Origin of the sequence: Rhizobium sp. RHZ02 (assembly GCF_014851575.1) — a bacterium.
GTDB classification, from domain to species: domain Bacteria; phylum Pseudomonadota; class Alphaproteobacteria; order Rhizobiales; family Rhizobiaceae; genus Rhizobium; species Rhizobium altiplani.
Genome location: NZ_JACUZX010000005.1, coordinates 122022 through 135591, shown reverse-complemented (window position 1 = coordinate 135591; position 13570 = coordinate 122022). Strand labels below are relative to the sequence as shown.

Here is a 13570-nt window from a genome sequence, read left to right as displayed (position 1 = left end):
GGGGGGTGAGAAGCGGTCCGGCCCCTAACCGGAGCAATCGATCCAGTGAATCGATTGCAGCGCCGAACGCCCGAAGCGCAAGCGCAGGGCCGGGCTGATGCCATCCGCCGCGACCTCACGAAATTCTGCTACAACGCGTCAGGGAAAAGGAAAGACCATTGGAGTGATGAAAACCCTCTATCGAACAGTCCTCGCGGTGGTGATTCTAGCTGTCGCGGTCGCATCGTATCTGGCATACGATCGCGCCATGGCACCGTTCACACCTCCGACGCTTGCGGACTATCCCATACAGGGCGTCGACATCAGCCACCATCAGGGTGCCATAGATTGGCAAGCGCTGGCACGCCAGCCGAACGTCCGTTTCGCGATCATGAAGGCGACCGAGGGGGGCGACCACCGCGACAAGCGTTTTGCCGAAAACTGGAAGGCGGCGAGGGACGCCGGCATCGTGCGTGGCGCCTATCACTTTTTCACCTTCTGCCGCCCCGGCCGCGAACAGGCGCGCAATGTCATGGGAACCGTCCCGGTCGAAATGGATGCGATGCCGATCGCGATCGACCTCGAATTTACCGGAAACTGCGGCAAGGTGCCGACGCTCGAGGAGTTGAGCGCCGAGATCAGCGCGTTCTTTGATGAGCTGAACGGTGCCTATCCCGGCAAACCGATCTTCTACCTGAACCAGCAATTCTTCGATCAGTACCTGAAGGGCAACGAGGCACGTTTTCCTGATCACTATCTCTGGCTACGCAGCATCGGCCAAGCGCCGAAACGGGAGGACTGCGGCGGTTGGTCGATCTGGCAATTCGCTGACAACGGCGGGCTGGATGGCATTAAGGGTTCGGTCGACCTTAACGCGCTCTGCCCATCGGAAACAGGTTTCGCGCACCTGTTCCCGGCTCTGGCCGCCAAGTGAAGCGTGCTTATTCCGGTAGGCGGTAGTCGACGAGCTTGTTCTCGCGGACGATGAAGAGCTTACCGGTTTCGGTCACATCAGGGCCGACCAGCGGCAGGATCGCCTTGGCGACCTCGGAGGGATGCGGCAACGTCTCGGGATCTTCTCCCGGGACAGCCTGGGCACGCATAGCAGTGCGGGTCGCACCCGGATCGACACTGGTGATCCGAAGCGGCGTGCGCTGCGTTTCGCCAGCCCACGTGCGCGCCAGTGCTTCGACGGCTGCCTTGGAAGCGGAGTAGGGGCCCCAGAACGGACGACACTTGTGCGCAGCACCCGATGAGAGAATGACGGCGCGGCCGGCGTCGGAGCGCGAAAGCAGCGGATCGACCGAGCGGATCAGCCGCCATGTCGCGGTGACGTTGATGTTCATCACCTTCTCGAAGGTCTTTGCCTCGACATGTCCGATTGGCGAAATCACGCCGAGCACACCTGCGTTGGCGACGAGAATGTCGAGCTTGCCCCAGCGCTCGAAGATCGAGGCACCGAGCGCATCGATGGCGTTCATGTCGGCGAGGTCGAACGGGACGAGGGTAGCGGCGGAGCCACCAGCGGCCTTGATCGCATCATCGAGATCCTCGAGGCCGCCGACCGTGCGGGCGCAGGCAATCACATGCGCTCCGGCCTTTGCCAGCTCCAGCGCCGTGAAATAGCCGATACCTCGGGATGCGCCGGTAACGAGCGCGATCTTGCCTTCAAGGTTGATAGTCATTGTGCCCCGGTCCTGCGTCGCTGAAGAATTAAGGGGCGCAATAAGCGCCCCTTAATCAAATGTCAAAGCCAATGGCTGTCAGCCGTTGGTCGCGAGCAGGGAAACCTTGCGGCCCATCGTTTCGCCTTCCTTGTCGAGGAGGCGGGTCGGATAGTCACCGGTGAAGTAGTGGTCGGTAAACTGCGGACGGGCGTCATTGCGATCCTCGCCGCCGACGGCGCGATAAAGGCCGTTGATCGACAGGAATTCCAGCGAGTCCGCGCCGATATATTTGCACATGGCCTCTAGGCTGTCGTACTGGTTGGCGAGAAGCTTCTCGCGATCAGGCGTGTCGATGCCGTAGAAATCAGGATAATAGATCATCGGACTTGCGACGCGCAGGTGCACTTCCTTGGCACCGGCATCGCGGATCATCTGCACGATCTTCAGCGACGTCGTGCCGCGCACGACCGAATCGTCGACGAGCACGACGCGCTTGCCTTCGATCATCGCCCGGTTGGCGGAATGCTTCAGTTTGACGCCAAAGGCGCGGATCTGCTGCGTCGGTTCGATGAAGGTGCGGCCGACATAGTGGTTGCGGATGATACCGTATTCGAAGGGGATGCCGCTTTCCTGAGCATAGCCGAGTGCAGCCGGCGTGCCGCCATCCGGAACCGGAACGACGACGTCGGCGTCAACCGGGGCTTCTTTTGCAAGATTGATGCCCATGTTCTTGCGCGCGACATAGACGCTGCGACCGCCGACCACCGAGTCAGGGCGGGCGAAATAGACATATTCGAACAGGCAGAGGCGTTCCGGCTGGCCGTTACCGGCCTTGCGCGCGTCGATCGAGATTGAACCATCAGGCTGGATCTCGCAGATGATGACTTCGCCGTTCTCGACGTCGCGGATGAATTTCGCGCCGATGATATCGAGTGCACAGGTCTCGGAAGCGAAGATCGGCTTGCCGTCGAGTTCGCCCATAACCAGCGGGCGGATACCCGTGGGGTCGCGTGCCGCGATGAGCTTCGTGCGTGTCATGGCGAGCATCGAATAGCCGCCTTCCATCTGGCGAATAGCATCAATGAAGCGGTCGGCCGTGGAGGTGTAGCGCGAGCGGGCGATGAGGTGGAGAACCACTTCCGTATCGGAGGTCGACTGACAGATGGCGCCACCGGCGATCAACTGGCGACGAAGGGTCAGGCCATTTGTGAAGTTGCCGTTGTGGGCGATAGCGATGCCGCCGACTTCAAGTTCGGCGAAGAGCGGCTGCACGTTGCGGAGGGCGACTTCCCCGGTCGTTGAATAGCGGTTGTGGCCGATGGAGATGTTTCCGGGCAGGCGAGCAAGCGTGGTCGGATTGGTATAATGGTCGCCGACGAGACCCATGTGACGTTCGGAATAAAAGCGCAGTCCATCGAACGAGACAATGCCGGCTGCTTCCTGCCCGCGATGCTGAAGTGCATGCAGGCCGAGCGCGGTCAGGGTAGACGCATCGTCATGGCCAAGAATGCCGAAGACGCCACATTCTTCGTGGAGGGTGTCTCCATCGAATTCGTCATTAAGCGTCAAGGAATGGGACTGGTTCATCGATGCGGGCCTTTGCTCTCACAAGAATGGATCGGCTTTCCATAGCATGACGCCGTGATCATGCGTTTTAAACGGCTGAGGCCCGGCAGAGCGGATGCCCGGCCGGACCTTTATTCACGTTCCGCTCAGATGGCAATTGCCAGGCGGCGGGTCAAGCTGTTGAACACTGCGTCAATTAGACGGCTGCTGTGCGCCGGTTGCAGGGACAGGAGCTGCATCTTCGGCTGGCGCCGCCTGGTCGGATGCCGGCGCGTTGCCGCTGTCAGTATTGCCGCCCTGCGGCTGAATTTTGTCCATCACGCTCGCCCGTACCATTTGCGCGAATTCCGCCGGCAGTACGGACTGCAACTTGACGACCATCGAGTCCAGGAACGGCTTCGACTTGGCGTTGTTCACCCAGGCCGGGCGGTGATCCGCGTCCACGAGCCAGTTCCAGAAGGCGACGGCGACGACGAGAAGAAGTATGCCCCTAGCCGCGCCGAAGAGAAAGCCCAAAGTGCGGTCCAGCGCCCCGATCCGGCTGTCGATGATGAAGTCCGCGATCTTCATGGTGATGAAGGAGATCACGATCAGCGCGATCAGGAACACGACAGCTGCCGAACCGACGAGCGCGATGCGGTCGTCGTCGGTGTACTTCTTCGCGTAGGGGACGAGGTAGGGATAGAAATAGTATGCGGCGGCTGCAGAGCCGCCCCAGCTTGCGATAGAAAGAACTTCGCGGGAGAAGCCGCGGACCATTGCAAGTACGGCGGAGAAAAGAACGACGCCGATGACAATACCGTCGAAAATCGTAATGGGCATATAAATTCAACTCCAGGACCGCCGTTTATATACGGCTTGGTCGCGCCTCATTGCGTGCTTCCTATAACATCACCGGTGTAGGCGATGAAAGGATCAAACCTCTTCTTCCACACGTCGCAGTGTGCCTTTCGAACCGGCAATGCGTGCAACCAGGTCCGGAAGGCTCTCGATCTCGCTCCAGCGACCGCCGGAACCCTTTGGCAGGTCGGCTGACGCCGAGGGAAGCAGCGCGGCAGAAAAGCCCAGCTTCTCGGCTTCTTTGAGGCGCTGGGACGTCTGTGAAACCGGCCGGACGGCGCCCGACAGGCTGACTTCGCCGAAATAGACACAATTGGCCGGCAGGGCAATACCGGCGAGCGATGAAACCAAGGCCGAGGCCACGGCGAGATCGGCCGCCGGTTCCGAGATGCGGTAACCGCCTGCAATGTTCAGATAGACGTCGTGCTGACCGAGCCGAACGCCGCAATGCGCCTCGAGTACGGCAAGGATCATCGACAGGCGCGCCGAGTCCCAGCCGACCACTGCGCGGCGCGGGGTGCCGAGCGATGTCGGGGCAACGAGCGCCTGCACTTCGACCAGGATCGGGCGCGTGCCCTCCATGCCGGCAAAGACGGCCGCTCCCGGTGATTTCTCGTTGCGCTCGCCAAGGAATAGCTCGGATGGATTGGCAACCTCGCGCAATCCCTTGTCCGACATCTCGAAGACACCGATCTCGTCCGTCGGCCCAAAGCGGTTCTTGACCGTTCGCAGGATGCGATAGTGGTGACCGCGATCGCCTTCGAAGTAGAGCACGGCATCGACCATATGCTCAACGACACGCGGCCCCGCGATCTGTCCGTCCTTGGTGACGTGACCGACAAGAACCATGGCTGCACCGGTCTGTTTCGCGAAGCGGATCATCGACTGAACGCCGGTGCGTACCTGCGTTACGGTTCCGGGCGCGGACTCGGCCAGTTCGCTCCAAAGCGTCTGGATCGAGTCGATGATCACGAGATCGGGCCGCTTGCCTTCGGCGACCGTCGCCAGAATGTCCTCCACATTGGTTTCCGCGGCGAGCAGCACATCGGTGTCGGCAGCCTGCAGGCGCTGCGCCCGCAGCCGTACCTGGGCGACCGCCTCTTCACCCGATACGTAGATGACGCGGTGGCCATGGCGCGATAGAGCTGCCGCCCCCTGCATCAGCAGCGTCGATTTGCCGATGCCGGGATCGCCGCCTATCAGCACGGCCGAGCCGCGCACGAAGCCGCCGCCGAGAGCCCGATCGAGTTCGGAAATGCCTGTGTGGATGCGTGGAGCTTCCTCGATTTCGCCTGACAGCGTCGTCAGGGTGACCGGCCGGCCCTTCTTCGGCGTCTTCGCCGGGCCGCCGCCGATGCCGCCCATCGGGTCTTCTTCGACGATGGTATTCCACTCGCCGCAGTTATCGCATTTGCCCGCCCAGCGGTTGTGGACCGCGCCGCAGCTCTGGCAGATGAAATGTGTCCTGGCCTTCGCCATCAATCATGCTTTCGGTTGGATGGCCGCAACGCGTCGCATCGAATCACTTTGATGGCTCAAATAATCATTCCCGGCACCGATCAAAACTAATGATTTCCCTATCAGGGGCTGCGGTGGCACCTGTTCTCCACTGTCTTGGAGGCCACGACGATGCTGGATTACTCGCTTGCGCATTGGATCGCGTTCTTGACCGCGGCGGTCCTGCTCAATCTGTCGCCCGGTCCGGACATGGCTTTCATTCTCGGCCACACCGTCAAAAGCGGCACGAGGACCGGCTTCGCCGCGCTGTTCGGCATCTGGACGGGCGCCGGCCTGCATGTGGCGATGGCGGCATTTGGTCTTTCGGCGATCCTCGCCGCCTCCGCGCTGGCCTTCTCGGTGGTGAAGTGGGTCGGCGCGATCTACCTCGTCTGGCTCGGCATTCAGGCATTGCGCTCGAAGGGCGGAGGAGGCCTGGTCAATGCGGCGAAGGATGTCCTGCCCTGGAGCCGCGTCTACAAGGAGGGCATCCTCGTTTCGCTGCTGAACCCGAAAGTCGCGGTCTTCTTCCTCGCCTTCCTCCCACAGTTCGTGGTGGAGGGTGCCGGACCGACGTGGCTGCAGCTGGCGGTCCATGGCGTCTTCATCATTGTCGTTGCAGCCTTCATTGAGCCGCCGCTCATCCTGGCGGGAGGGCGCCTCGCCGATCTCATCAAACGCAGAAAGAGTATCGGCCTCTGGCTCGATCGCGGCCTTGGCGCGCTGCTGGTGGCACTGGGCGTGCGATTGGCGCTAACGACGCGCTAGGTCCTTAGTCTTCCTCGTACAGGTAACGCCGCTCGTGCCGAAGGCCGATGCTGGTCAGGATTTCGTAGCCGATCGTACCCGCCGACCTAGCGACGTCGTCGACCAGCACGTTCTTTCCGAACAATTCCACGTAATCGCCTGCGCGCACTGCGTTTTCCGGAAGGTCAGTGACGTCGAAAATCGTCAGGTCCATGGTGATTCGGCCGGCAATGGGAATCTTCCGGCCAGCCAGGAAGCCATAGCCTCCCTCGGGCACTACCTGTCGCAGTGGCACGCCACCGCTCGACTGGCTACGCAGGTAGCCATCGGCATAGCCCGCCGACACGACGGCGAGCCTGCTGTCGCGGGTCAGTTGCAAGGCACGGCCGTAGCCGACGAACTCGCCTGCCTTGGCCGTGCGCACCTGAATGATCCGCGCCTCGGCGGTCACCACCGGTCGCATCGGGTTCGCCAGGCCGTTGACCGCTTCGCCGCCATAGAGTGCTATGCCGGGGCGCGTGAGATCGAAGTGATAGTCGCTGCCGAGCAAAATGCCGCCCGACGCCGCAAGACTTGAATCGATGCCTTCATACGCCGCGCTAACCTGCCGAAATGATTCAAGCTGTTGCTTGTTCATCTCCGAGGAATGGTCGTCACTGCATGCGAGATGGCTCATGACGAGCACCGGCGCAAAACTTGCCGGGCGTGAAACGTCGTCAGCGAGCGCCATTGCCTCTTCCATGGAAAGGCCCAGCCTGTTGAAGCCCGTATCGACATTGAGCGCGCAGGGGTAGTCGCCGTAGTCGGCAAGAACCGCCATCCAAAAGGCGAGTTGCTCCTCCGATGAGATGACCGGGACGAGGTCGTTTTCGAAGAGCCGCCGCTCTGTACCAGGCCAGACGCCGGACAGGACAAAAATGCGGGCGTCGGGCGCATAAGGCCGAAGCGTCACGCCCTCATCGACGGTCGCCACGAAGAAATCGCGTGCGCCGGCCATAAAAAGCGCCTCGCCTGCGTCTTCGATCCCGGTGCCGTAGGCATCCGCCTTCACGACCGCGGAGGCTCGCGCCTTGCCGGAGCGCCGCGCCATGTCCTTCCAGTTTTCCGTCAGCGCCGTCAGATCGACGGTCAGGCGCAGGCCAGCGGAGTCGAATGGGTCTTCATCTTCGAAACTATCAACAAAATCAGTCATCGTGCTTCACAAAAATAGGGAGAGTGCTAGTCGGGTCGCAGTCTAGAGATCAATAAGGCAAAGTGGAAGCAAGCCAAGGAGATATCCATCTTGCAATCACTTTTGTTCAAGACGCAGGGGCGCGCCTGCAGTAGTTTGGTTCGATGGAGAACGTATCGCAGAAAGAGGCGGCCGACGCGATGCCGCTGGCAGGCATGGAGCGGGCACGGTTCTGGCGCGACCGGCGTTTCCGTAACATGGAGTGCCTGAGCGCGAGCTTCGTGACGCATGAATATGCGCCGCATGCCCATGACACCTTCTCGATCGGCGCGATCGAAAGCGGCACGCAGATCGCGACGATGAAGGGCGTCCGGGAGGAAACCGGCGCAGGCGATCTCTATCTCATCGACCCGGGCGTCGTGCATGACGGTGTGCCGGGTGGCGATGGCTATCGCTACCGAATGATCTATCCGGACACCAAACTCTTCGTCGATATCCTCGAAGACGTGACCGGCAAGGCCTTCAACGCCACCCCATCCTTCCCCAAGGAGCTTCTCAGCGATCCCGAGATGGCCGCCACCTTCCACGCCGCCCATCGCGTCTTGGAGAGCGGCGCCGGAGCGTTGGAATCCGAGGAGGCGATGTTTCGCGTGCTTGCCGCGATCTTCCAGCGTTACGGCAGCACGATCGTCGTGCCGGTGGACACCAAGGAGCGCACCGCAGTCGGCCGCGCGCGAGACTATCTGACCGACAATTTCGACAGCGACGTCGGGCTGGACGAATTGGCTAACGTCGCGGGTCTGAGTCGCGCGCATCTCATCCGGGCATTCCGGCGCGAATATCACATCACTCCGCATGCCTTCCTGACCGACAAGCGGGTGCGCGAGGCGCGCAAGCTGTTGCGGGCAGGGCAAGCGCCCGCCGATGTGGCGATCCAGTGCGGTTTCGCCGACCAGGCGCACTTCACCCGCCATTTCAAGGCACGCACGGGCGTCACGCCGGGGCAGTATCGCATGGGTTGATCACTTTCGTTCAAGACCATCGCCGTGCAACGGCTTAACACCCTCCGAACTTTCGCAGTTCTGGAGGTTTCAATGTTCACTCAAAGGCGACGGACAGACGATTTTCTTGCCGGGGCAAAGGCAATCCTGCCGCTCGTCGTCGCCGTCATTCCGATCGGTCTTGTCTTTGGCGCGGTTTCGGCCACGAAAGGGCTGTCTGCTCTCGAAGCCACTCTGATGAGCGCACTCGTCTTTGCCGGTGGCTCGCAGTTTGTCGCTATGGATATCTGGACGCACCCCGCCAGTTGGGCGGGCGTCGGATTTGCCGCCCTGCTTGTCAATATCCGCCATGTCCTGATGAGCGCATCGATCGGCACGAAGATGCAGGCCTTCTCGGGCTTGCGGAAGTATGCCGCCATGCTGTTCCTCGCCGATGAGATATGGGCGATCGCAGAGTTCCGTGTGGGCGTAGCGCGACTGACGCCATCATGGTTTGCGGGCGTCGCGGCGCCGTTCTATGCAGCCTGGGTCGGGTCGACCCTGGTTGGCGCATCGCTCGGGGCCTTCCTTGGCAACCCTGCCGCGATCGGGCTCGACTTCGCCTTTCCGGCAGTCTTCGTCGTGCTGACAATGGGTTTCTGGAAGGGACGCGCGACGGGCTCGGTGCTCGCCGCCAGTGCGCTGGCCGCTGTTCTGGTGCACCAATTCGTGCCCGGCGTTTGGTACATCGCAGCTGGGGCCCTCGCTGGACTTGCCGCGGCGCTTTGGACAGGCAAGACAAAGGCAGTCACGGCATGACCCTGGACTTACATACGCTTCTTGCGATCCTCGCCATGGCGGCTGCAACGGTGCTGACCCGCATGAGCGGCCTGTTTCTCCTTCGCCATGTCGAGATGACGGAACAGACTCGCACGGCCATCGAGGCGATACCGCCAGCGGTTCTGATGGCTGTCATCGCGCCCACCGCCTTTGCGACAGGCTGGGCCGAAACGGCGGCCTCCCTGGTGACGGCGCTCGCAGCGCGGCGGCTGCCGATGCTCGCAAGTGTTGCCGTCGGTGTGGCGACCGTTGCCATCCTGCGAACTGCCGGCTTGTAGATCGAGCAGTGTGCTGACGGAAAGGGTCCCGTCAGTGCTCTTCGTACTGAATGAAGGAGGGATCGGCGAGGTCGGCGAAGCGGGTGAATTCCGATTGGAAGGCGAGCTTCACCGTACCGGTCGGCCCGTGGCGCTGCTTGGCAATGATGACGTCGGCCGTACCCTTCACCTTGTCGAACAGCGCTTCCCATTCGGCATACTTCGGATCGTTCGGATCGCGCGGCTCGAGGTTCTTGACGTAGTATTCCTCACGGAACACGAAGAGCACGACGTCGGCGTCCTGCTCGATCGAGCCGGATTCACGAAGGTCGGAAAGCTGCGGGCGCTTGTCGTCGCGGCTTTCGACCTGACGCGACAGCTGGGAGAGTGCAATGATCGGAACGTTGAGTTCCTTACCGAGCGCCTTCAGGCCCGTCGTGATCTGGGTGATTTCCTGCACGCGGTTTTCGCCTGATTTGCCCGAGCCGGTCATCAGCTGGATGTAGTCGACGACCAGGCAATCGAGGCCGCGCTGGCGCTTCAGGCGGCGGGCGCGGGCGGAAAGCTGCGCGATCGAGATACCACCGGTCTGGTCGATATAGAGCGGCACCTTCTGCATCATCATCGAGCAGGCAACGAGCTTTTCGAAGTCGGCATCGTTGATGTCGCCGCGGCGGATCTTCGAGGAGGAGACTTCCGTCTGTTCCGAGATGATACGGGTGGCCAGCTGTTCGGAGGACATTTCGAGCGAGTAGAAGCCGACGACGCCGCCGTTCTTGGCCTTGTAGCTGCCATCGGGCTGCACTTCGCCTTCATAGGCAGCCGCGATATTGTAGGCGATGTTGGTCGCTAGCGAAGTCTTGCCCATACCCGGACGACCGGCAAGCACGATCAAGTCAGAACGCTGCAAACCGCCCATTTTGCCGTCAAGCGAATGGATGCCGGTGGAGATGCCGGACAGACCCCCGTCGCGCTCCTTGGCGACGGCTGCCATGTCGATCGCAAGCGCCACGGCATCGTTGAAGGACTGGAAGCCGCCATCGTAGCGGCCGTTCTCGGCGAGTTCGAACAGACGACGTTCCGTATCTTCGATCTGTGTCTGCGGCGGCATGTCGAGCGGGGCGTCATAGGCGATGTTGACGACGTCTTCGCCGATGGTGATCAGCGCGCGACGCAGCGCCAGATCGTAGATCGCGCGACCATAGTCCTCGGCATTGATGATGGTGACGGCTTCGCGGGCAAGACGCGCCAGATATTCGGAGACCGTCATGTCACCGACCTTTTCCTCAGCCTTGAGGAAGGTCTTGATCGTCACCGGATTGGCGATCTTGCCCATGCGGATGATGTCGCCCGCGACTTCGAAAATCTTGCGATGCAGCGGTTCGTAGAGATGGATCGGCTTCAGGAAGTCCGACACCCGATAATAGGCGTCGTTGTTCATCAGGATCGCGCCGAGAAGCGCCTGTTCGGCCTCGATATTGTTCGGGGCTTCCCGGTAGTGCTGCTCCGCGGGAGCAACGGCGGCAATCTTTCGAGCGACGTCGTTCATCTTGATCCGTTCTGTCTTGTTCAGCTTCGGGTGTGGCGCGCGCGCGCGACAAAATCAAGTGCGGAAGAGAGAAGACGCCAATGCCGCCGTCGATACAGGGGAGCTTTGCCCATTGTTCGACTTCTCCACAGTCTCACTTGCGGTTAATGCAAAAATACCGAAAGTGTCACCTGCGGAACACGGCCAAAACGACTCACTTCCATTGTGCCTTATTTGGTAGTCTAGGCCTGTCGGAGGAGACTTGCATCCGAGCAGGCGCGTCGGCACTTGAAAAACAACGGAAAATAATATAGGTAGTAAGGATATAATTAGTGCACTAACAAAATGGGGCTGAAATATATGGCAAAACCCACCCTTGGGCGTGAGCTAATCGAAGACCTTGCTGCCTTCAATCGCAAGCTTAGGGCCGTCTTCGACAAGATAGTGCGGGAGCGCAGCATGACGTTGCCGCGCGCCCGGGTCTTCTTCACGCTCAACAAGAAAGATGGGATCAATCAGCGCGAACTTGCCGAACGGCTGGAGCTGGAGACGCCAACGCTCGTCAGGATCCTCGATGCGATGGAAGCGCAGGGCTTCGTGCAGCGGCGCGTGGCCGGCTCCGATCGCCGTGCCAAGGAAATCTACATCACCGAGACCGGCAAGGTCGTGGCGGGTGAGATTGAAGACATCGCAGTAAAAGTGCGGGCGCAGGTCATTGCCGGTATTCCCGAAAGCGATCTGAAGACTACTTTGGACGTGATACGGGCCATGCAAGCCAACCTGCAGGGCATTCGGGGAATTTGAGGTCCTGCCGATGAGCCTCGCCCAGACCGCCAACGACAATGTGGCGCCAAGGCCAGCCGGGGAGGCGAAGCCGGACACGCAACCGATGCCGTCGCCGCCTCCAGCGGCGGGCGTACCGATGCCGGCCTGGAAAATGCCGCTCTACATGGCGGCGTCGGTCCTGCTTTTTCTGACGCAGGGCCTCGGCATGAACCTGCTCACCGCCAATATCTATCAGCTGCAGGGTTCGTTTTCGGCGACCACGACTGAACTCTCCTGGCTGTCGGCGGCTTACATGGCGCCTTACGCCAGCATGTCGATTGCACTCTTCAAGATCCGTAGCCAATACGGCCTTCGCCGTTTCGCTGAACTCGGCATTATCTGCTTCGTCGCTGCGGCGGTGCTCAATCTTCTTATCACCGACCTGCATTCCGCAATCGTCGTGCGCACGCTGAGCGGCATGGCTGCAGCACCGCTGTCGACGCTCGGCTTCCTCTACATGCTGGAGCCTTTCCCCCAGGAAAAGAAGCTCTCGCTGGGGATCAGCCTTGCGCTGATGTGTACGTTGTTTGCTTCGCCGGTGGCGCGCATCGTCTCGCCCTCGCTGCTTCATTTCGGCGGCTACCAGGCGCTCTATATGTTCGAGATGGGGCTCGCGCTCGTCGCCTTTCCAATCATCTATCTGCTGCCGCTCACAGCACCGCCGCGGGCCAATGTCATCCAGCGGCAGGATATAGTGAGCTATCTCCTGCTGGCGGTCGGCTTCGGATGTCTCGCCGTCGTATTGACGCTTGGCCGGCTCTATTGGTGGTTCGAGGCGCCGTGGATCGGCGTGCTGCTGGCGGTGTCGGTCGGCTCGCTTGCGCTCATGCTCGCCATGGAGTTGCCACGCGCCAGTCCCCTGATCGATTTCCGCTGGCTGTTCACCGGCGCGAACCTGCGGATGGCAGGCGTCCTGCTGCTCTTCCGCTTCGTCTCCTCCGAGCAGTCGTCAACCGCTGCCAATTTCTATCAGCAGCTCGGGCTTCTGAACGATCAGACCGTGACGCTCTACGCGATCATTCTCCTCGCCTCGTTGGTTGGTGGTCTTTTCTGCGCATTTCTGATGACGACCCGTTACGTCGAGACCGCCCACGTGCTGGCGCTCGCCCTTATTGCAGCCGGCGCCTTCATGGACAGCCAGTCGACGAGCCTGACGCGTCCGCCTCAGATGTATCTGAGCCAGGCGATGGTCGCCGCCGGTGCGGCGATGTTCCTGCCGCCTGTCATGGCGAATGGCTTCAAGGCGGCGATCTCCCGCGGCGTGCAGTATATCGTGAATTTCCTGGTGATCTTCGTCTTCACGCAGAGCATTGGCTCGCTCTTTGCCTCGGCGATGCTCGGGACTTTCGTGACGATCCGGGAGAAGTTCCACTCGAACGTGCTCGTCGAGCATATTCTGCTGCAAGATCCGATCGTGGCGCAGCGCATCTCCCAGATGAGCGCGGCCTACGGCAAAGTGCTTGGCGACAAGACGCTGCTCAATGCGGAGGCCCTGATGTTGCTCGCGCAGCAGGTCAGCCGCGAGGCCTATATTCTCGCCTACAACGATACGTTCCTTGTCATCGGCTACTCCTCCGTCTTCGGCCTGATCGTCATTCTTCTGCATCAAGCGTGGCGCCGGCTGCCGTGGTCAGGGACAGGCCAGTCCGATGCAATCCCCGCTCAATCGTGAT

13 protein-coding genes are annotated in these 13570 nt (G+C 61.1%); 7 read left to right on the top strand and 6 right to left on the bottom strand.

Annotated elements, in window-relative coordinates; genetic code table 11:
• Positions 1 to 166: 166 nt before the first annotated feature.
• Positions 167 to 913 carry a GH25 family lysozyme gene (locus tag IB244_RS10585; protein WP_112666415.1) on the top strand — a complete coding sequence of 249 codons (747 nt, stop codon included), beginning with the start codon at positions 167 to 169 and terminating at the stop codon, positions 911 to 913.
• Between the two features lie 7 nt (positions 914 to 920).
• Here IB244_RS10585 and IB244_RS10580 read toward each other — a convergent pair whose 3' ends face one another.
• The 4 genes from IB244_RS10580 to radA all read right to left on the bottom strand — a co-directional run bounded on the left by IB244_RS10580 (position 921) and on the right by radA (position 5531).
• Entirely contained in the window at positions 921 to 1664 is a 744-nt protein-coding gene (locus tag IB244_RS10580) for an SDR family NAD(P)-dependent oxidoreductase (protein ID WP_062369333.1), read from the bottom strand.
• A 78-nt stretch (positions 1665 to 1742) separates the two neighbouring features.
• Entirely contained in the window at positions 1743 to 3233 is a 1491-nt protein-coding gene (gene purF / locus IB244_RS10575; RefSeq protein WP_018857390.1) for an amidophosphoribosyltransferase, read from the bottom strand.
• Between the two features lie 171 nt (positions 3234 to 3404).
• Complete coding sequence (locus tag IB244_RS10570) at positions 3405 to 4034, bottom strand: CvpA family protein (RefSeq protein WP_169681077.1); 630 nt, start codon at positions 4032 to 4034, stop codon at positions 3405 to 3407.
• Positions 4035 to 4127: 93 nt separating this feature from the next.
• Positions 4128 to 5531, bottom strand: coding sequence for a DNA repair protein RadA (gene radA, locus IB244_RS10565; RefSeq protein ID WP_192304144.1), 1404 nt, complete (start codon positions 5529 to 5531; stop codon positions 4128 to 4130).
• 150 nt (positions 5532 to 5681) lie between these two features.
• Here radA and IB244_RS10560 point away from each other — a divergent pair, with 150 nt between their 5' ends.
• Positions 5682 to 6317, top strand: a complete 636-nt coding sequence (locus IB244_RS10560) for a LysE family translocator (protein ID WP_113470709.1) — start codon at positions 5682 to 5684, stop codon at positions 6315 to 6317.
• Between the two features lie 4 nt (positions 6318 to 6321).
• Here IB244_RS10560 and alr read toward each other — a convergent pair whose 3' ends face one another.
• Positions 6322 to 7488: an alanine racemase gene (gene alr / locus IB244_RS10555; RefSeq protein ID WP_192304142.1), complete on the bottom strand. Its 1167-nt coding sequence runs from the start codon at positions 7486 to 7488 to the stop codon at positions 6322 to 6324.
• 179 nt (positions 7489 to 7667) lie between these two features.
• Here alr and IB244_RS10550 point away from each other — a divergent pair, with 179 nt between their 5' ends.
• From IB244_RS10550 to IB244_RS10540, 3 genes are all read left to right on the top strand, one after another.
• Positions 7668 to 8489 (top strand): AraC family transcriptional regulator, encoded by an 822-nt coding sequence (locus IB244_RS10550; protein ID WP_192304349.1) that lies wholly within the window; start codon positions 7668 to 7670, stop codon positions 8487 to 8489.
• Positions 8490 to 8561: 72 nt separating this feature from the next.
• On the top strand, positions 8562 to 9266 hold the full coding sequence (locus IB244_RS10545) for an AzlC family ABC transporter permease (RefSeq protein ID WP_018857384.1): 705 nt from the start codon (positions 8562 to 8564) through the stop codon (positions 9264 to 9266).
• Positions 9263 to 9565: an AzlD family protein gene (locus IB244_RS10540; RefSeq protein WP_018857383.1), complete on the top strand. Its 303-nt coding sequence runs from the start codon at positions 9263 to 9265 to the stop codon at positions 9563 to 9565. Before IB244_RS10545 ends, IB244_RS10540 begins: the two co-directional genes overlap by 4 nt.
• Before the next feature lie 31 nt (positions 9566 to 9596).
• On the opposite strand, the gene IB244_RS10535 is transcribed toward IB244_RS10540, so the two are convergent.
• Entirely contained in the window at positions 9597 to 11093 is a 1497-nt protein-coding gene (locus tag IB244_RS10535; protein WP_018857382.1) for a replicative DNA helicase, read from the bottom strand.
• Positions 11094 to 11432: 339 nt separating this feature from the next.
• On the opposite strand from IB244_RS10535, the gene IB244_RS10530 reads away from it, so the two are divergent.
• Positions 11433 to 11876, top strand: a complete 444-nt coding sequence (locus tag IB244_RS10530) for a MarR family winged helix-turn-helix transcriptional regulator (RefSeq protein ID WP_018116191.1) — start codon at positions 11433 to 11435, stop codon at positions 11874 to 11876.
• 10 nt (positions 11877 to 11886) lie between these two features.
• Entirely contained in the window at positions 11887 to 13569 is a 1683-nt protein-coding gene (locus tag IB244_RS10525; protein ID WP_169681071.1) for an MFS transporter, read from the top strand.
• Position 13570 lies beyond the last annotated feature (1 nt).